We start from the raw sequence: 20,544 nt of genomic DNA, 5'->3' as shown, positions 1-20,544 counted from the left end.
ATTGAACGATTATTCTAATCATATCATTTTAGCAGTCACTTGAGCGCCGCTAAGTCATAATAGCGATAGTGCTGCGCTGCTGCTACTTTATGAGGCATGCCTGTGTTACTTGCGTTTGTGATTGCCAGTACGGCTTATATTGCGGTCAGCCTGTATATCGGTTGGGCGCTGACGATGAATAGGGTTATCCATAAATCCGTTAGTTTGAGCCTTTTGCTGCTAGGCATGTTAGCTCACGCGGCGCTGTTATATCCTTATATTGTCACCCTCTATGGCTTAAATTTTAATCTATTTAACGTCCTTAGTCTAACCAGTTTATTTTTCTTATTTTTCTATGTGCTGTTCTCATTGTACCGCCCTATCATCAGTTTAGGGATTTTGGCAGCGCCTACTGCCTTGCTGGGTATGACAGTAGGCTATATCGGTCGCGCGCCCTATCAGCCCTTAACTGATGTCAGCTTAGGCTTAGAGACGCACATTATTCTCTCATTCGCCGCTTACTGTGTGCTACTGATGGCCGCGGTACAAGCGCTATTTTTACGTCTGCAAATTCGTGAGCTTAAGCACAAAACCATCCACCGCTTTTGGGTCAATAAACTGCCCTCCTTACAAAGTATGGAAGGGCTATTATTTGACATGATCTTAGTCGGCTTTATACTGCTTAGTGTGGCTTTAGGTATCGGCTTTATCTACGTTGAAGACCTTATGGCCCAGCACATCGCCCACAAAACCGTATTCAGTGTCCTGTCATGGTTATTATTTGGCTTATTGTTGATAGGGAATTGGCGCGCCGGCCTAAGAGGTAAACGTGCTGCCAACATCACCATCTACGCCTTTATTCTTTTAGCGGTTGGCTTTATTGGCAGTAAGTTCGTGTTGGAGTTAGTATTGTAGAGTCCAGTTAAAGCATCGACTATTGAAGCTGCAACAAAGTCTTCCTAATTAAACACCACCGTTTTATTACCAGCGACTATCACCCGATTTTGTACATGCCAATTTACCGCACGCGCTAACACATTACGCTCGATATCGCGGCCAATAGCTCGCAGTTCAACCACTCCTTGTCTATGGGTGACGCGGTGCACATCTTGCTCAATAATAGGACCTTGATCAAGCTCCGCGGTCACATAATGAGCCGTCGCGCCAATGAGCTTAACGCCTTTCTCATACGCTTGACGATATGGATCTGCCCCTACAAACGCTGGCAAGAACGAGTGATGAATATTGATAATTTGCATCGGCCAACGCTTCACAAAGTCCGATGACAATATCTGCATATACCGCGCCAGTACTAACAAATCATTGCTCGCCATTAACTTATGGATCTGCTCTTCTGCCTCTGCCTTATTCTCCTTGGTCACTGGGACATGATGAAAGGGTATACCGAAGTTTTCAACTGCTTGTCGCAAGTCCTCGTGATTACTGACCACCATAGTAATAGCACAGTCTAATAAGCCGCGCTGATGTCGCCACAATAAGTCAAGCAAAGCATGGTCAAACTTTGACACTAAGATACCGACTTTGGTCTTAACGGCATTGTTATGGAGTCGCCATGTCATATGATGGCGCTTGGCAACGGTATGCGCGAAGCTGGCCTCAAAGTTATCAATAATATCGCCCAGTTCCGCTAAAGCAAACTCTAAACGCATAAAGTATTGACCGCCTTCGTGCGCGGTTGAATACTGATCGAGCGTAATAATATTACCGCCATAGCGATGAATAAACTCAGACACCGCTTGCACGATGCCCGCTTGGTCGCGGCATTTTATGAGTAGCGTTGCGGTGTCGGTCATAGCTGTTACCGTTGATGTTTTATTTAAGATATGACTTGGAGCTTGATTGGAAATACTTTCGATAGTATCTAACATAAGTGACCTGATCTAAGAATAGGTTGATAATCTAAATATATAATTAAGCTATTACATCTCAATCGTAGTAGCCTAACAAACGACGTATTTTAGTTGATTTTGTGACTTCTTGCTGACTGATTGGGGTGTTTTGGCAGCTCTATTTTTAAGACTTTGAATCGTTTACTTTTATAAATAAAAAACTCCCAGTGCATTAGTCGCTGGGAGTTTTCTTGTCTTTATAAAACTAGTTCTTAATCTATTTTCAGTACTCTAGAAAAACTAAAGCCATTACTACTTACATTTATTCTAGCACCAATATCAAAGGCTTGATTAAAATCAACAATATAGAAATCTTGATTTGCGCTAGCCGTATTACTCGTCACCCCATCAATAGAGACTGAATAGTTTGGTCTATAAGGTGAAAGAGATACGGTTGTAGAGTCTTCTTGAGCATTGACGGTCACGCTCATACTATTAACACAATTGGCACCGCCACTACCGAATGGACTGCTATTACCTACCCAAGGACTAAATAGGTTTGTCTCTTCTACTCTTAGATCATCCGCTAAGTATGGTAAGCCATAGTTGATACTCTGAGTGTTCTCACTACCATTTAATAAGGTCGAAGCATCGAATCGTACTTTCACCCAGTTTGAATAACGAATAGGATAGCGTATTTCGAAGTCAGCTCGTCCTTCATAATTGGTTACAAAGGAATATCCGTCGTCATCAGATAGTTGGCCACCAATGATAGCAACAGGGTTTATAGTCTCAAGAGTGCCGTTATTGTTGACGTCATCATCCTGATCTAACGTATAGTTGTAGTCTGGGTCTTCTGTGGTTTTCCAACCAGACTCGAACAAGATAGGCACTTGCTCAGAGAAAGTAGTGTTAGCGAAAGCTAAATCTGTGTATGAGACGTTACTATCTAATAAACAAACTTTACCTTGAGCATATTCAATCGCATAAGATTTGATAGAGACTTCTTTATTAGGAACAGCACGCCCCGAACCATCCATGACTGATATTGAGCCACGTACCGTATAATATATATCATCAGATGAGAGCTTATTAGCAAAGGCTAAGGTGGTATAGACCGCTTCCTCTGATACGGTAATTTTTGCCTCTTTTGGAGCCACTCCAGTATTATCTTCTAATAAACGAGCATTAATCACCACTCCGCCAATAGGAGAGCTTGCATTGGCTAAATAAACGACACGCGCTTCACCTTTACTATCAGTAACTGCAGTGGCTGCAGATAGACGACCCGCTGACGAATCCGAGGTACGGCTAAAGACAACCGTTTGCCCTTCTACTGGCACATCGTTTTTGTCTTTGACAGTAGCGACAAGCTCAGTACTACTTCCCGGAGTAATTACGGATTTAACGGCTTGAAACAGCATCTTCGCAGGCGTAGTCGCTCTGAAACGTGTATCTACAGTAGTTTGATACTTCAATTCACTGTTAGCACTTCCACTCAATACTCCCAAGACTTTTGCTTGCAATACTGCTGTACCTGCAGATTGAGAATTTAAAGTGACCGGAATCGTAATAACATTATTGTCAATATTGCTTGCAGCAATAGTTTTGGTAGTGATGACTCTACCATTATCGAACTTACCGAGTGTTGTTTGCACTTCTAAAGATTTGCCAATTAAAGCGCTAGCTTGTGCTGCTGTGTCTGTACGTACTTGCACATTGATCGTTTGAGGTTTATTAACATCGTAAAGCTCTTGTATATTGACGAAACTTATACCCGCGCGCGATATTTTAAGCAAATCGATACTATTATTACTACGCTGAGTCACTAGTTGCTTTTCGCCTACTGCTTTAGCAAAAATACGTAGATTTCCGTTACTGTCAAAGGTTAAATTACTTTCTTGAATATTAAAGCTTACCTCTCCATTAGCGTTAGTAGTAGCAATAGCATTCGGCGAAATAACAACATCATTAGCGTTTACTAACTGCATTTCAGTGTTAGCAATAGGTCGTCCTGATCCATCTACTATTTTTGTAGTGACGATAGTATTGGCGTTGTCCTGTAGCTGAGTTACTGTTGCTTCAAGCGTAATTACTGTGCCTACCGCTGACAAGCTTAGCGACTTTTCCTCGCGTATTTGCATAGTCACCTTACCATTCGCATCGTATTGTGGAGTGACAATCCTAGCATTGATGACTACACTATGATTTAAACGAGCATTTATAGTATTGGCGGCCAGCAATAAACCAACATCAATCTGACCATTAGCATCAGTCGTTACTATACTTGGAGTAGTTAATGCCGCACCGCTAGCCTCTAAGTTATCGATACTTAACTGTACGGGGACACCAGTTAACACGCCGCCACTACTGTCTGTAACTATGAAGGTTGCGTTAGTCTGATCACCACCAGTATTTAGAGTAGACTTATCAGAAGATACCAGAATCTGATAATTATCAATCGTTGCGGTATCGACAGCTACAATATAGCTTTGTACCAATTCCGTGTTTTCGGCGGTGGTAGTTGTTGCTGTCAATCCAATACCATTTTCTAAAATATCTTGATTAACATTTGCGCCCGGCTCTAGCGTTAAATTAAATGTAGCCATCCCATCACTGTTCGTGGTAGCGCTACCATTAGCTGCAATAGTGACACCTGTTTTGATAGGGTCATCAACGTTCAAGCGTACAACACGACCAGCAATACTGCCTTCATCATCTTTGAGTCGGACGAATACCTTAAAGGTATCACCTTTGGTATTAACCACTTTGTTCGCGCCAATGGTTAGACTCTCTTGAGTTCCAGTAATATCTGGAGTTTGCGTGCTGACTGTAGCGCTTTGAGTAGTAATGTTGCCACTAGTATCGGCCGCAGATAAACCAACCACAAAACTGCCACCAATATCTTGCTTTTGTTTATCCGTTAGATTATTAGGCACAGCAAGAGTAAATATAGCCTTCCCTGAATCATCAGTAGTCTGACTGCCACCTGACACTAGCGTCACTCCATTACTAGCAGCAGCTGCTGGCAATGCTAGGAAGACTTTTTGACCCGCTACAATGTTATTTTTATCATCTTGAGCCACAACCTCAATTTGAGTTTCGCCACCATTTAAGTTAAGCAGTTTTGATGAAGTCGCTGATAATGAGACAGTAGAGGTCATGGACTGCACTTTGATTTTGACTTGTTGCTCTTTACCAGTAAGAGTCTCAGTCAATGTCGCTGTAAGTGGCGCTTTACTTAGAGCAGCCTTTTCTTCAGCATTTAGGTCATTTGGTACGACTACATCGAAGCTAACCAGACCGTTTGCGCTAGTATTTGCTGTAATCGTTGATGAACCAATTTGACCGTTCACTGTCAATAATCCAGCTAAAGCTTTATTAGCAAATTCCAATCGGATAGGCTGACTAGCGATTTGCTCACCAGAGTTTTGATCGCTTAGCTGCGCTTGTATGCTAGCACTACTGCCGACGTTATTTAGAATATAACCGGCTTGATTGTCGATATTATTGGTAGCATTTAGGACATTTAGGGTAACCGCAGGAGTAATAATAGTGACTTTGGTAGCGGCAGAATTATAAACAATACCTTTTTCGACATAAGACAGTTGATAGTTAACCCCAGTCTTTTTGAGGTCAGCACGCTGGGTAGCGGTTAGGTTGCTTGGTATGTTAACTGCAAATATCGCGTTACCACTAAAGTCGGTCGTCGCCGATTGCGTAACAGTGACTCCATAACTAAGCGCTTTGGCGCCCAATTGAATAGTAATCTCTTTATTTGTCACAGGTACCGTGTTGCTGTCTTTCGTTGTAAGCTTCACATTGATATTGCCATCACCACCAAACTCGCTAATGCTTGGGGTAGCAATAGAAGCGAACTGAATACTAGTCACTGGTTGTTGAACTTTAATATTCCCTGACACGCTAGACTGAGTGCCGTCATTATCAGTTAGTACCGCAGTATAGCCAATTCCTGACTTAATCAAATTATTGCGCTGCGTTGGCGTCAAGCTTTTGCTAATAGCAATATTAAACTCTGCGATACCGTTGCTATTGGTGATAAGCTCATTACCAATAATGGTAATGCCGGTACTCGTACCATTAGTCAGTACTAGTTTGACAGTGCGCTCTACTGCCGCGCTGCCATCTTTACGCTTGCCAGCGACTTGTAATTTGAACTGTTCTGCTAACGCACTCACTGTAGCTGGCAAGCTTTGCGCGGTTAGTTGGATATCGCTTTGACCTATATCAGAGCCAATACGAATACGCTCACTAATGGCAGTGCTTAGTACTCCTGATGCTTCAGTTATACTTGCAGACAATACAAAGTTACCTAACTTATCGATACCTGAATTCTCTAATTGTATTTTCTGTGCGTCTGTTAAGTTGCTAGGGACGCGTACGGTATAGCTGACTTCCCCATTACTATCTGTAGTTTGCTCAGAATTATTTTGCAGTGTTAACAGACCAGCTTTGGCTAAATCTTCGGGCAAGCTTGCGGTGACTTTTTGGCCTGCAATGATACCGCCGCGTTTGTCGTTAACTCGGAAACTGATAACCGCACTACCACCCGAACTAGATAGCTGTTTTTTATTGCTCTCATTAAAGTTAATTTTATATTCTGCAGCCGGTAAATAGACTGCACTAGTAGCTGTTTTTGGCGTTGTTGAACGGTTAGGTTCTGTTAAGACGACCGTATAACTAATGCCTTCTTCTATAAGCGTTTTGCGGTCATCTGCGCTCACAGTATTAGCAATATTTAAGGTTACATTGGCTTGCCCTTGAGCATTTAGAGTTACTTTGTTAGCACTTAAACTTACGCCAGTCACTGCATCATTGAGCTTGATGGTGGCAGTCGACCCATTAATAGTCGTTGGTACTTTAGTATTTTTGGCAGTTGCATTAATAGCAATAGTTTGGCTGTCACCGTAAGCGCTAAGTCGACTTGGACTAGCAGTCACACTCACCGCGTAATCAGAGACAGGTAGCGCTGCTTTGAATGCACCTTTAGTTTCTTTTGTCGCACCGCTATTTTCTGCAATATTGATAGCATACGCTATGGTTTTGCCTACTAATGCCGTACGATCAGCAACTGATAACTTGTCATCTACTTGAATGGTAAAGGTAGCTAGACCATTAGTATCAGTAACCTTTGTACTGCCACCAACGATGGCGACGCCTTTGACGTTCGCAATACCTAAGCCCACCGCTACGTCCTTAACGCGAGCGCCCTTGCTATTTTTGGCAATGACACTGAGAGTCGCGGTGTCACCGTATACATTTAAGACGTTATTAGAGACAGAGCTAGTCGTCAACGACGTGCTGATATCAAGCTCACTTTCAACGACTTGCGTACCATCGCCGCTACCTTGTTTACTAACACGCACGGTATTAGTCTGAGTAACTTGACCGCCTTCGTCCTTATTAGCCGTGGCTATTAATTTGAAACCGTTTGTTAACAGCGCGTCTTCATCAGTAATAGCTTGCGGATTGAGTTTAAGTTTATAAACGGCATTACCTTCGCTATCTGTAACCGCAGTACTAGCGCCCTCAATAGTGACACCATTAGTCTCAGACCCTTCTACCGTTAAGCTAACTTCTTTATTAATCATTGCCGCAGAAGTTGCTTTTTGTACTGCCTTCACCGTTACCGTAAACACAGTTTCTTCATCTGTTAGCTCTATGACAGTCGGGCTTACGGTGAGTTTTTGAAGAAAGAAATCAGGCTCTTCAACTGGCGTTTGTTCCTCACCATCATTATCGTTATTTCCATTATCGCCACTACCATTGTCTGGTTGCACCCCCAAATCAGGCTCAGGCGCAATCGTATCGCCGCCACCATCACCGCCACCACAACCTGCCAAAGATAACGCGAGACTCAGCGCCGTGAACTTAAATAATGTAGAGCTGAGAGGTAGTGAGCTATAGAACATATTTGGAACTCCGCAAAAGCGACAATTTATTTGACAAAGCAAACAGAAAGAATGAGATAACCTATGGTCTATAGGCAAAGATAAACTAAGAATGCAATAATATACTACATATTAATAGTTTGTATTGATTTTATCACAGTAACTTTACTGAATTTTATTGAAACTTACAATCGATAATTAGATTTTAAAGTCACTTAATCGCTCCCCTATAGATACAAATTCAAGGTATAATAGGGCCCATTGAAATCGACTATTATTGTAAAATAATTTGAGTAATTCGCTATTTTATGGTATAAATGTCGCCTTTAAAATTTTCTGAATTGGTCACTCTGTTATTTGCCTTTAGATAACAGTAATGCCAGCTCAACCTTCATATAGTTTTGTTTGGTGCAAAGATGCCGCTTGCTGTGTCCATGCCGCATATTCGCGCAACTTGCCCAGACTGGTGTGGGAGTCCCCCATGCCTCATAGATTAGGAGTTCGCCATGTCTAGAGTTTGCCAAGTGACTGGAAAGCGCCCTATGGTGGGTAATAATGTTTCGCACGCGAACAACAAAACCCGTCGTCGCTTCCTACCAAACCTTCATCACCATCGTTTTTGGGTAGAATCTGAAAACCGTTTTGTCCGTCTACGTGTTTCTACTAAAGGTATGCGTACTATCGACAAACTAGGTATTGATAAAGTGCTAGCAGATTTGCGCGCACAAGGTCAAAAAGTTTAAGCCACATTTAAACTTAGTGCTCTGCCACTTTTAAAGGAAAATTATCATGAGAGATAAAATCAAATTGGTATCAACTGCTGGTACTGGATATTACTACACGACGACTAAGAACAAGCGCACCATGCCTGGTAAAATGGAAATCAAAAAATTTGATCCTAAAGTACGTCAGCATGTGATCTTCAAAGAAGCTAAAATCAAATAATCTTTGTTTATAATAAACGCTGATATTTGAACGTAAAAAAGGGTTTATCAAATGATAAACCCTTTTTTATGCGCTACGTTTTATTGTTTGGTGCGAGTTAACTCAAATGCGAGTTAGATTAAATAAAGTGTGCAATTAACTATAATGCGTGGGCTCTTTTAACTATAATGCGTGGGCTCTTTGTCGTAGACATGGGCATGCCACTGGCTCATCTGCTTTTGCATAATGACCTGAATAGCGGCATGAATCATGTGCTGACCGATAGATTGCGTATCGCTGCCCAATAAGTCTTTTAGCTTATCAGAGAAATCAATCGTCATTAGCGCTTCTTCATTTTTATCCGAATCACGCAATAGTAGCGTACCATCATCGGCCTCTACCAGCTCGAGAGTCGTCTCTTTGGCAAATCCTGAAAACGGATCGGTATTGTCAGTCTCCACTTCTATCTCATTATCAATATCGTATGGCATTACATTTTTCCTCATTATCCCGTAGGTTACTGTCTTGAAAACTAATGATTTAATTCTCTACAGCGCTCGGGTAAACTCTTCGTTACTTCATACAATGGACGCTTTAGCTATCAATTTCAAGGGCTAATGTTCAACGCCAGTAGCGCAGTTTGGCGATGGTGAATAAAAACGCCACAAACATCCCTAAATAATACATGAGCTTGATCTCCAAAGTAGGATCGCGGTATTTAAAAGGTAAGGCTATTGCAGCAGTTGCTGTTGGCAGTATTAGCAGCATCAACAGCCAGTTCTCTATCACATTAAGCCAACCTTCAACGCCCGTGCCTTTACTTAATCCAGCAAGCCCTAGCAATAAGCAGGCGATAATAAGACTCGTAAAAAGACCATCTGGCAGATCTTTAGGATAAATAATATCGGCAATGCGAGTGGGCATAATTTGCATACAAAAAACTCAGTCGTTTTTATGGTCTAAGCTAGTAATAGCTTATTGAAGATAAGAAAAATTACTGTGTAAGACAAGATTAGCTATAAGTGCCCATCAGCCACAATAGGGAGATACAAGAGGTCAGATATCCCAAACTGATCGCGTTCCAGCCTTCGATGTTAGCGCCATTAATTTTATTAAACAGCTTTGAGCCTAACCAAAACAGTAATGGAATACCGATAACAAAAGCTGGGACTAACACAGCAGCATGCAGCATAACCTCGCTTACGTCATGCCCCGCTATCAGGCGAAAACCATAACCTGCTAGACTCAAAATAAGTGCAAAAATAGCTAAACCTATGGTGATGCCTTTCGGCACTAAGCTGCGCGCGCTCAAAGTCGCTTCCTTGGAAGTTGACTCAGAGTTCATGCTAGTATTGTGGGTATTCGTTTGCGAGTCCATAATTCACCTCAGTTAGCAGTGCGATTACAACTATAGTCAGTTGAAAGTAAAAATATTATAAATTCAAACGCGCTACTGGTATAAATTTTACTGGCGTGCTGCGTCCCCAGAGGCGGCGTAAAATTCATCCCAGCAGCGCTGTATTTTTTCATAGCGCATCGACTATAGTCATAGCTAGTCCTTATTGTATGGAGGCTGACCACTGTAAAAGCAAGAGCCAAACAGTAGAGACTACTCGCCTGCCTTCGCTAGCTCTGCACGCATAGTGTCAATAGCGACTTTATAATCCTCTTGGTTGAAGATTGCAGAGCCGGCGACAAACATATCAGCTCCCGCCTCAGCGATAGCGCGAATATTGTTGGCCTTAATACCGCCATCCACCTCTAGCCGTATGTCACGGCCACTAGCGTCGATACGCTGACGTACTTCGCGTACTTTATCTAAGGTACCTTCGATAAATGACTGCCCGCCAAAGCCAGGGTTCACGCTCATAAGCAGAATTTGATCCACCTTGTCCATCACATAATCTAAATAATGTAAGGGAGTCGCAGGATTAAATACCAAACCGCACTTAGCGCCGCCGTCTTTGATCAGCTGCAGTGAACGATCGATATGGTCGCTAGCTTCAGGATGGAAAGTGATAACGCTAGGGTCGGCGGCTAAAAACTGCTCAATCATGCCATCGACAGGCGCTACCATCAAATGCACATCGATAGGCGCTTCGATACCATAATCGCGTAATGCCTGACAGATCATGCTACCAAAAGTTAAGTTCGGCACGTAGTGATTGTCCATAACATCAAAATGAATGACATCAGCACCTGCTGCTATAACGGTTTCTACTTCTTCGCCCAAACGAGCAAAGTCAGCGGACAAAATAGAAGGGGCGATTAAATACTGCTTATCAGGACAAATCATAGGAAAACTACCTAGTTAAGGGGTATTAAAAATAGGGCATCATTTAAGAAGTATTAACGCGGTTTATATTGGGTTTTGCAATAAGCGCGGCCAACCTCGAAGTCGCGTTTGGCGTCATGCTTAGTATTGCGGCCCGTTACGCGCTCACGCCACAAACGAAAAGAAGACTGCTTTAGCTCTTGACGCATGAGCTTGATGACGCTTGTCTCATCAAGGCCATAGCTGTGCTCTATCGCGCCAAATGGCGTTCTATCTTCCCATGCCATCTCGATGACCCTTGAAGTCTGTACTGCGTCTAGTACTATATTGCCATCTGCATCGATTGGTTGCGCGGCGGTTAGCGCGTGCTCAGCACTATGAGCCGCATTAATTTGCTGCTCATCCTCTAGCTGCTTTTTCGCTAATGCTGCTGCCATATCTGCTTTCATAGTCGCTAATGACGATTGAGTTTCTATATCCGCTGGCGTTTCGGTCATAAGGTTTGCCTTATTTGTTATTTAACTTAAGGGCTGCTTTCTCGTTTAACTCAGCTGCGCTTGGCGATAATGGTGCCAAATGTGGTCTTCAATGACCGTTTGAATAAAATAATAACTATGATCATGACCCGCTTGATAACGTAATGTCAAAGGCTGCTGCGCATCTTTGCAAGCTTGTTGTAGCTTTTCGGGCTGCAACTGCCCCTCGCTCAAAAAGTTATCGGCAGCGCCTTGATCTACTAATAAGCTGGCATATTGCTGCCCTGCTTCTTCGATGACCTTAGCAGCATCGGCTTGTTGCCATAACGATTTATCATCACCGAAATACTCGCTAAAAGCGGCTTGTCCCCAAGCGGATTCGCTCGCTGCACACACCGGTGATAACGCTGAAACACTGACAAATTTACTAGGATATTTAAACCCTAATAGTAACGCGCCATGACCGCCCATAGAATGGCCAGTAATACCGATGCTGTTCACCGGAAACTCATTACGCAGCAGATCATAGAGCTCATCGACGATGTAACTTTGCATGTTGAAATGCTCTGACCACGGCGCTTGTGTCGCATCGACATAGTAGCTTGCGCCTTGTCCAACAAAGTAACGCTCATCATTTGGCACATCGATATCATCGCTACTACGCGGCGAGGTGTCTGGCGCGATAAAGATAATACCAAGCTCGCTGCATTTTTGTTGAAAGTGCGCTTTGTGCGTGACGTTATCCGCATTACAGGTCAGTCCTGATAAATACAGTATCGCTGGACAGCGCTGACCAGCTAACGCCTCGTCTGGCAAATAAATACTAAAGGTCATGGGCGTCTTAGTCGCTGATGACTCATGGCGGTAATAGTGCTGCTCACCATTGAAGCAGCGATTAGCGCTAACTTGTGTCAATTTTGAGCTGACAGATAACTTTGGATTAGAATAATGACTCATCACTGATATCCTTTTATATTTACCGTTTTTATCGTTGTATAGTTACTTCTAAATAAAACAAACACATTAAATTTATCGTGTTATTTAAGTGCTGTGAAAAGCAAACTCGCTACTCAAATAATGAATAAGACTAAACCTGATCCCTATTATACAAGCTATCTGCAGACTATCTATTGGCTTTGTTTGACTCTTTGTTAAGGGGTGGTGATATCGTAGCCTTGCTTATTAGAGCGTGATATTTTTATTCCATATCGACCATGACAGAGGGCTGCAGTGCTCGCTGCTGATCAAATAATACCTGCTCAAAAGCGGGTAATGCCGTTTCCATTAAGCTGCCAACAACCATTTGCGGCTCTGATGGCTCAAACCCCATAAAGCTTTCGCGCTCTTGTATACGTATGCTCGCATCTTTAAAGGCGGCGGCAAAGCTGGTGTTTTCACGTAGACTCTCAGCAAAGAAAGCTTGACCGAAATAAGTCATCTCAGCGCTATTGGTACAGCCAAATGACATTTTATCAGCTGCTGACGCGGTGATAACCACTGTGGTTGGAGAGATCAGCTCGTCGATAAAAGAACCTGAATAGCAAGCCGACACGACGATGACACGCCAGCGGATACCAGATTCATCCAAGGCCGCGCGTAGCCATGCCGACTCCAAATTATCCATCGCCACAGGCGCGTTTGCCAATTGAAGAATATCTTCGTTACCGTGCGATGATAAGGTGAGCAGCAATACATCTTCATCGCTATTCATCTGTTGGCCGATCTTTTTTAGGCCTCGCAAAATACTGGTCTTCGTCGCTATGGGTTCGTCCGTCCAGCTGTAGCGGTTATTTATTAAAGATAAAGAGCGCCCGCTCGTGCCAAAACGGACATCAAATAGCTCGCGAGCATTATTAATCTCAGAGCGAAAGACATCCTGCCCGGCAAATCCTGCGACGCCCATAAAGTACCATTCCGTCTTACCTAAGATACTAGCATCAATACTAGCTAAGGCGTTTTGTAGTAACTCAGGCTGCTTATAAATAGCCGCTTCTTCTAATATCGGCTCAACTGGTATGGGTTTGAAAATAGGCTGATCGGCAACGTTTTTTTGCCAGATAGTGAGCAGAGCCACGGCCCCTATCAGCACGATAATGCGCTCCCACCAAGGCGTACGCAAACGCTGTGAGAAGATCCATAACAGCGCTAGGGTTTGCCATAAAAATAATATTAAAAATAATATCGGTAAAAACGAATAGCTCCAATCCGGTAACCAACCACGGCTGCCAAAGAACTGCACTAAGCTTTGTAGCAGCGCTGAGATACTATCTGCCACTAACCATAATACGGCTGGTACGAATAATAAGCTTTGGTTTCCGGAGCGCCGCGCTAGAATAATACCTGCTAGCAGAATAATCACCGGCCAAATCAGGTAACTGACTAAGCCTTGCTCATTAAAAACGCTACCACTCTCAGCCGCTAACCAAGAAAAGAGTACATTGCTCCCAAGCGCCAATAGAGCAAACACGGCAAACTGTATAAAGGTAGGTTTCACCCAAGAAAAGGCTCGCGTAGAGCCGATCAGCATCCAAAAAGCGGCTATAATATTGGCCGCAAAATTAAGAGAGAAGCGCTGAAGGGAGACGGTTTTTAGAGACGAGAGTGACAAAGACTTAAACCTCTATCGAGTCAGATGAAATAAGATAGGATGCACCACTTATAATTGCTGGCTTATTAACGTCCTAACATAACGCAATTGTAACGGATTGTCGGTTCAGACCATAAGGCTGATTTGTAAAAACCATTTTGCTCTCTACTATTACCGATCCTACCTAACCGTAAAACTCGCCGTAAAACCCATTCATAAAAACTAGTCATAAAAAAGGAGACCTCAAACGAGATCCCCTTTTTAGTTAACACTTATAATTCAACTACTCTCAAACTAGCGCATCAAGAGCTCGTTGACGCGTTTCAGATAAGCGGCTGGATCTTCTAACTGACCGCCATCAGCCAATAGCGCTTGATCAAAAATCACTTGCGCAAGATCATCAAATTGCTCGCTGCTCTCGAGTTTTTTGATCAGCGGATGCTCCGGATTGACTTCCAAGATAGGCTGAGTGTCTGGTACTTCTTGACCCATTTGCTGCAGCATCTGAATCATTTGCGGCGACAGATCACCTTCTGAAGTGACCAAAATCGCTGGGCTATCGACGAGACGATTAGAGACGCGCACGTCTTTGGCGCGCTTATCTAGGGCAGTTTTTAGCTTCTCAACTACCGGCTTCATGGCTTCCTCGGCCTTCTCAGCTTCTGCCTTCTCTTCCTCGTCCTGCAGATCACCTAAGTCTACCGCGCCTTTGGCAATGTTTTGCAGTGGTGTCTCATCGAACGAGGTCAAGAAGTTCATCGCCCACTCATCAACACGGCTAGTCATGAGGATGACTTCGATGCCTTTTTTCTTGAACAGCTCAAGTTGCGGGCTATTCTTAGCAGCGGCAAGATTATCTGCAGTCAGATAGTAGATAGCTTTTTGACCCTCAATCATGCGGCCTTTATAGTCCTCAAAGCTAGTGGCAACTTTGTCATCTGTGCTGGTGGCATAACGTAGCAATTTAGCGATACGCTCTTGGTTGCCCATGTCCTCGCCAAGGCCTTCTTTAATGACATCGCCAAACTCGCTATAGAACTGAGCAAATTTGTCTTGCTTATCGCTGTCCTCGCTATTGGCTAGGCTTGCCAGCATCGTCAAGACGCGGCGGGCGTTACCGTCACGGATAGATTTCACATCGCGCGACTCTTGCAAGAGCTCACGGCTGACGTTGAGTGGCAAATCAGCTGAATCAATCACCCCTTTAACAAAACGCAGGTACATCGGTAATAGCTGCTCGGCGTCATCCATAATAAATACGCGCTTGACGTAGAGCTTGAGACCATGCTGCTGTTCGCGGGTGTAAAGATCCATTGGCGCTTTTTTAGGGACATATAACAGCTGGGTATATTGTACGCGACCTTCTACGCGGTTATGCGTCCAAGTGAGTGGCTCATCCATGTCGTAGCTGATGTTTTTATAAAAATCGATGTACTCGTCATCGTCAATCTCGGACGCTGAGCGCGTCCACAAAGCGCTGGCTTTATTGATAGTTTCCCACTCGTCGGTCAAAACCATCTCGCCGCCAGCTGGCGCGTCGTTACTATCGTTTTCGTCCGCACCTTCGTCTTTAACATCTTCTTGCCAGACCTCTTTACGCATCTGAATCGGCAGGCTGATATGATCTGAGTACTTATTAACCAAACGCTTGATCTTAGTGCGATCGAGATAATTATCTTCGCCCTCGGTGTATTCTTCTTTTAGGTGTAAGGTGATGCTGGTGCCACGGATTTCTTTAGTAATATTCTCAACTGTAAAGCTACCGCTGCCATCAGAGACCCAGCGTACGCCCTTGTCCGCAGACTCACCAGCTTTGCGCGATTCTACCGTAATAGTGTCGGCAACGATAAAACCTGAATAGAAACCCACGCCGAATTGACCGATGAGCTGACCGTCTTGCTTTTGTGATTCAGATAATTTGTCCAAGAACGCTTTGGTGCCAGACTTAGCAATCGTACCTAAGTTTTCGATCGCATCAGCTTCATTCATACCGATACCGTTATCGGTAAAGGTGATGGTTTTGGCATCCGCGTCTACAGCGATGCGAATCTTTAACTCACCATCGTCTTCATACAGGCTGTCGTCATTGGTCGCTTCAAAGCGCAGCTTATCGCAAGCATCTGAGGCGTTTGAGACGAGCTCACGCACAAATATATCAGTATTAGAATATAGCGAATGCGTCACTAAATGCAGCAACTGCGCTACTTCCGCCTCAAAACTATGTTTTTTTAATTCTGGGTTGTTGTCTTCACTCATAAAAAACTCCTTGATGGGAAAATTGAGATTAGCGTAAAACAGTAGCACTAAATAAGAGTATCAAATAGCGCTAGGCTGTTTATACTAATAGGGTCGCGACCAAATATTTCAAGTTCAAAAGTCTTGTTATAAAAAAGTTAGCTAAAAAAACACCGCCTAAGTTTCCTTAAGCGGTGTGGTTACTTCTTAAAATGTTTTAACTCAACAGCTGATTATAAACTACAAGCAGCTTGGCAAATTACGGGCAGGGTCGCTATCACGAGCGGCTAGCGCATCTTCAACGCTCAACCCTAGTGCTTTGGCAACGCCTTCGCCATAAGCCGGCTCACACCAATGACAGTTACGAATATGACGATACTTAATAAAATCTAGCGCATCACCCATCGCTCTTGCCGTATTATCAAATAGTACCTGCTTTTGCTCATCGTTCATCAGGTTAAATAGCGCACGCGGCTGACTAAAGTAGTCATTATCGTCTTCACGGAAGTCATAATGATCGGCGTAACCATCAATCTTGAGAGGCGGCTCAGCATACTGCGGCTGCTCCTGCCACTGCTCAAAGCTATTTGGCGTATAGTGCGGACGGCCGCCGTAGTTGTCATCGACGCGCATCAAACCATCACGGTGGTTGCTATGCACAGGGCATGTCGCTTTATTGACTGGTATCTGCTTATGGTTGACCCCGACACGGTAGCGCTGGGCATCGGCATAGCTAAATAAGCGCGCTTGTAGCATACGATCCGGAGAAGCACTGATACCAGGCACGATATTATTTGGAGCAAACGCCGCTTGCTCGACATCGAGATGATAGTTGTCAGCATTTTTATTGAGCTCAAACTCGCCCACCTCGATGAGTGGATAATCCCCTTTTGGCCAGACTTTGGTCAAATCAAACGGATGGTAAGGCACATTATCCGCTTCCTCTTCCGGCATAATTTGCACATACATTTTCCATTTTGGGAAGTCGCCGTTATCGATGGCATTGAGCAAGTCTTCTTGATGGCTTTCGCGATTGCTCGCGATAATATCAGCGGCCTCAGCATCGGTTAAGTTCTTGATACCTTGCTGAGTCACAAAATGGAATTTGACCCAAAAGCGCTCATTATCACTATTGATAAAGCTATAAGTGTGCGAGCCAAAGCCATGCATGTTTCGATAAGAGGCTGGAATACCGCGCTCACTCATGGTAATGGTCACTTGATGCAATGACTCTGGCAATAACGTCCAAAAGTCCCAGTTATTGGTTGCCGAGCGCATATTGGTACGTGGATCACGCTTGACCGCTTTGTTCAAATCAGGGAACTTACGCGGGTCACGGACGAAGAATACCGGCGTATTATTACCGACCATATCCCAAATACCTTGCTCAGTATAGAACTTCAAGGCAAAACCGCGGATATCACGCTCCGCATCGGCGGCGCCGCGCTCGCCAGCTACGGTACTAAAGCGCGCAAACATCGGCGTCTGCTTGCCGACTTCGTCAAAGATACCAGCGCGAGTGTATTTCGTGATGTCATTTGTTACGGTAAAAGTACCAAAGGCGCCAGAGCCTTTGGCGTGCATACGGCGCTCAGGGATAATCTCACGGTTGAGATCAGCAAGCTTTTCGTTAAGCCATAAATCTTCTGCTAAAAGCGGGCCGCGTTTACCAGCCGTTTTACTGTTTTCGTTATCAACAACTGGGGCACCGTTGCTCATTTTCAGTGGGGTCGGTGCGTAGGGACATTTTTTATCGCTCATGATCGTACTCCTATAAAAAACAAATGAAAGTGCCAAACCTATACTGAATACGCCTCTAGCAGTATATCTAGAATGCTTGTCAGTTTGTTTGAAAAACGGTGATTTTTATTCATAGTAACTTGTGTAGTAAATCTCATAGTCACCTACCAATGCAGTTGTGTTGTCTTGCATGTCGTTTGCTTAACTACTATTACAACCGATTAGTATTGTTTTGTATAATTAATTAATCACATATTTTCGTTTTGTTTTTTAGAACCAAAAAACTCCATTCTTATGTATCTCCCATAGCTTACGCGTACTAAAAGCACCGTCTGCGATACTGTCTTTTGCTATGAAGCGCCTTATGACAATCGGCGTGGTGACAATTAGCACTGTGATAAATGCTGTTTGTACGATCATCAACCGTATCTATCCTAGTGCGGCATTGGACGAATCGTAAGGATCTGCTCACTTCGACCAAACGGCCCATGTACATCATGTAGCACCGCGCTGGTAAGCCCTATCCCGTCATCACCGTACTGCTGTATCGCTTCAATACCAAGCCAGCGACCTTTTGGGGCACGATGCATGTGGATTTGCAAATCGGTATTAGGAAATATCCATTCAAGCTTTGTCAGCCCAAGACCCAATCTTTGCACCACCCCATTAGCCGTATCGACCATACCTAACAGCTTCACTAGATCGCTGGTCGGCTCGCCTTCGATCATATCAGTCTCGTTAGTAATCCACACCATACCTTTGCCAGAACGGCGATCTTCTTCAGCGACTAAATTAACAGATTCAATAAAACCACCTGGCCATTGCTTCATGCCCTCCCATACCGGCAGCGCTTCAGGTTGATGCTTCGCGGTCGCATCTTCAAGCCCAGCAATCTCGCTAGTGTCTTGCGTAAGCAGTCGCCAAGCGCGCGCAATAATACAATCGCGGCCCCGGCTCGTCATCACCGCTTCGATAAGCTCAATGGTTCTGCCGGGTCGGATACAGCGCGTGGTAATCGTAAAGTCGCTAAGCGGAATCAACCCCAAAATATCAAGACTAATACGGGCTATACGCATATTGTCTTGCGGATTGAACTGGTTCAGCTCATAAGTGAGTAGCCCTGTCGCTGGCGCCATGTGCTGCTCGTGCTCGTTCCAAGCACCTTGAACGTTTTTGGTCGGCTGATAATAAGCGATACAAGTACCATCTGGCTGCTGCTCGCGTTTGCTAAATTGGTAATACGCTGACATAGCTGTCCTATATTTTTATTTGCATTTATATTTTTATCTACGTTTTTTGACTATTACGAGACCGTATCTCATTTTGTTAACTGAGCTCTTGCTTCCTTAATTTGAGAAGCTTACGACTTTTAAGAGTAAAGAAAAGCAAAACAATCATAATAGCGACAAGTACCCCATAAAAAACACTGTACTCTTTTATAAAGTGCGCTAGGTCTAAGAAAAGCATTATGACCAATACGCCAATGACAAACATATTGACATTTAATTGTTTGTTAACTTCATTAAGACTCGCTTCTGCTAGTACAAATCTTTTTTTCTGTTTTTTCATCTTACTTTACCCGTAATAGATAGTTCTCATCCACTCTACTTACCGACCTCAGTTACCGGAATACGCAAGGCTTTTGGTAGACTGAAAGTGACATTCTCTTCGATACCAGAGAGCTCATCAGGCTGCTTACCGCCCCAATCTTGTAATTGTTGTAATACCTCTTGGATGAGAACTTCAGGAGCGGAAGCGCCCGCTGTGACTCCTACTGCCTCTACGCCATCGAACCAAGCTTGATTCATCTCGCTGGCGTTATCAATGAGATAGGCCTTACAATTCATGCGCTCGGCAAGCTCACGTAGACGGTTGGAGTTTGATGAGTTTGGCGAGCCTACGACTAACACTACCTCACAGCGACCCGCTAAGTCTTTGACCGCGTCTTGTCGGTTTTGGGTGGCATAGCAGATATCATCTTTTCTTGGGCCTTGAATGCTTGGGAATTTATTACGCAGTGCGTCTATCACTTTTGCCGTATCATCCATTGATAAGGTCGTTTGCGTGACAAAGGCTAAGCGCTCAGCGTCTCTTACGCTAAGATCTTCGACATCTTTTTCATCCTCTACTAGATGAATATGCCCCCCATGTACCCGATTAAAGCGGCCCATAGTGCCCTCAACTTCTGGGTGGCCGGCATGACCAATCAGTACCGCGTCCATACCTTCTTGCGCGAACTTCGCCACCTCGATATGCACTTTCGTTACTAACGGACAGGTGGCATCAAACACGGTAAGATCGCGGCGATTGGCTTCCTCTTCGACCGCTTTTGATACCCCATGCGCAGAAAATATCACAATAGCGCCATCAGGCACCTCATCTAGCTCCTCAACGAATACCGCGCCGCGATTAGCAAGATCTGAAACCACAAATTTATTATGCACCACCTCATGGCGCACATAAATGGGCGGCTCAAAACGAGTCAGCGCTTCGTTGACAATCGCAATGGCGCGATCTACGCCAGCACAAAACCCGCGTGGATTGGCAAGATAAATTTGCATAAGAC

18 protein-coding genes are annotated in these 20,544 nt (G+C 44.1%); 3 read left to right on the top strand and 15 right to left on the bottom strand.

The genetic code is table 11. From position 1 onward, the window contains the following. Positions 1-102: 102 nt before the first annotated feature. Positions 103-894, top strand: a complete 792-nt coding sequence (locus tag ACS8FD_RS02510; protein WP_439274375.1) for a cytochrome C assembly family protein — start codon at positions 103-105, stop codon at positions 892-894. A 44-nt stretch (positions 895-938) separates the two neighbouring features. Here ACS8FD_RS02510 and purU read toward each other — a convergent pair whose 3' ends face one another. Beyond that, complete coding sequence (gene purU / locus ACS8FD_RS02505) at positions 939-1,793, bottom strand: formyltetrahydrofolate deformylase (protein WP_439274374.1); 855 nt, start codon at positions 1,791-1,793, stop codon at positions 939-941. Positions 1,794-2,101: 308 nt separating this feature from the next. Beyond that, complete coding sequence (locus tag ACS8FD_RS02500) at positions 2,102-7,762, bottom strand: beta strand repeat-containing protein (RefSeq protein WP_439274297.1); 5,661 nt, start codon at positions 7,760-7,762, stop codon at positions 2,102-2,104. A gap of 485 nt (positions 7,763-8,247) precedes the next feature. Here ACS8FD_RS02500 and rpmB point away from each other — a divergent pair, with 485 nt between their 5' ends. Both rpmB and rpmG read left to right on the top strand, forming a co-directional pair. Further along, a complete protein-coding gene (gene rpmB, locus ACS8FD_RS02495) occupies positions 8,248-8,484 on the top strand; it encodes a 50S ribosomal protein L28 (protein WP_339340655.1) in 237 nt (78 codons plus the stop codon). Positions 8,485-8,530: 46 nt separating this feature from the next. After that, the gene (gene rpmG / locus ACS8FD_RS02490) at positions 8,531-8,686 is read left to right on the top strand and encodes a 50S ribosomal protein L33 (protein WP_010201403.1); all 156 of its coding nucleotides are present in this window, start codon (positions 8,531-8,533) and stop codon (positions 8,684-8,686) included. Between the two features lie 158 nt (positions 8,687-8,844). Here the strand turns inward: rpmG and ACS8FD_RS02485 are convergent, their stop codons facing one another. The 13 genes from ACS8FD_RS02485 to ispH form a co-directional block, all read right to left on the bottom strand. Next, positions 8,845-9,156, bottom strand: coding sequence for a hypothetical protein (locus tag ACS8FD_RS02485; RefSeq protein ID WP_439274296.1), 312 nt, complete (start codon positions 9,154-9,156; stop codon positions 8,845-8,847). Positions 9,157-9,286: 130 nt separating this feature from the next. After that, on the bottom strand, positions 9,287-9,598 hold the full coding sequence (locus ACS8FD_RS02480) for a hypothetical protein (RefSeq protein ID WP_439274295.1): 312 nt from the start codon (positions 9,596-9,598) through the stop codon (positions 9,287-9,289). Positions 9,599-9,677: 79 nt separating this feature from the next. Continuing rightward, positions 9,678-10,010 carry a hypothetical protein gene (locus tag ACS8FD_RS02475; RefSeq protein WP_439274373.1) on the bottom strand — a complete coding sequence of 111 codons (333 nt, stop codon included), beginning with the start codon at positions 10,008-10,010 and terminating at the stop codon, positions 9,678-9,680. A 264-nt stretch (positions 10,011-10,274) separates the two neighbouring features. Continuing rightward, positions 10,275-10,961, bottom strand: coding sequence for a ribulose-phosphate 3-epimerase (rpe, locus tag ACS8FD_RS02470; RefSeq protein WP_439274294.1), 687 nt, complete (start codon positions 10,959-10,961; stop codon positions 10,275-10,277). A gap of 53 nt (positions 10,962-11,014) precedes the next feature. Beyond that, entirely contained in the window at positions 11,015-11,266 is a 252-nt protein-coding gene (locus tag ACS8FD_RS02465; RefSeq protein WP_439274372.1) for a TIGR03643 family protein, read from the bottom strand. Positions 11,267-11,482: 216 nt separating this feature from the next. Then, positions 11,483-12,373, bottom strand: a complete 891-nt coding sequence (gene fghA / locus ACS8FD_RS02460; RefSeq protein ID WP_439274293.1) for an S-formylglutathione hydrolase — start codon at positions 12,371-12,373, stop codon at positions 11,483-11,485. A gap of 241 nt (positions 12,374-12,614) precedes the next feature. After that, positions 12,615-14,024 (bottom strand): C13 family peptidase, encoded by a 1,410-nt coding sequence (locus ACS8FD_RS02455; RefSeq protein ID WP_439274292.1) that lies wholly within the window; start codon positions 14,022-14,024, stop codon positions 12,615-12,617. A 273-nt stretch (positions 14,025-14,297) separates the two neighbouring features. Then, positions 14,298-16,259: a molecular chaperone HtpG gene (gene htpG / locus ACS8FD_RS02450; RefSeq protein WP_439274291.1), complete on the bottom strand. Its 1,962-nt coding sequence runs from the start codon at positions 16,257-16,259 to the stop codon at positions 14,298-14,300. Positions 16,260-16,478: 219 nt separating this feature from the next. Next, positions 16,479-17,999 (bottom strand): catalase, encoded by a 1,521-nt coding sequence (locus ACS8FD_RS02445; RefSeq protein ID WP_439274290.1) that lies wholly within the window; start codon positions 17,997-17,999, stop codon positions 16,479-16,481. A 249-nt stretch (positions 18,000-18,248) separates the two neighbouring features. After that, positions 18,249-18,401 carry a hypothetical protein gene (locus ACS8FD_RS02440; protein ID WP_439274289.1) on the bottom strand — a complete coding sequence of 51 codons (153 nt, stop codon included), beginning with the start codon at positions 18,399-18,401 and terminating at the stop codon, positions 18,249-18,251. Between the two features lie 11 nt (positions 18,402-18,412). Then, positions 18,413-19,228: a thioesterase family protein gene (locus ACS8FD_RS02435; protein WP_439274288.1), complete on the bottom strand. Its 816-nt coding sequence runs from the start codon at positions 19,226-19,228 to the stop codon at positions 18,413-18,415. Between the two features lie 76 nt (positions 19,229-19,304). Then, complete coding sequence (locus ACS8FD_RS02430) at positions 19,305-19,547, bottom strand: hypothetical protein (RefSeq protein WP_439274287.1); 243 nt, start codon at positions 19,545-19,547, stop codon at positions 19,305-19,307. A gap of 35 nt (positions 19,548-19,582) precedes the next feature. After that, positions 19,583-20,539, bottom strand: a complete 957-nt coding sequence (ispH, locus tag ACS8FD_RS02425; RefSeq protein ID WP_439274286.1) for a 4-hydroxy-3-methylbut-2-enyl diphosphate reductase — start codon at positions 20,537-20,539, stop codon at positions 19,583-19,585. Between the last annotated feature and the right edge of the window lie 5 nt (positions 20,540-20,544).

The organism is Psychrobacter sp. 1U2 (genome assembly GCF_051847575.1).
This window is presented reverse-complemented; position numbering and strand designations above follow the sequence as displayed.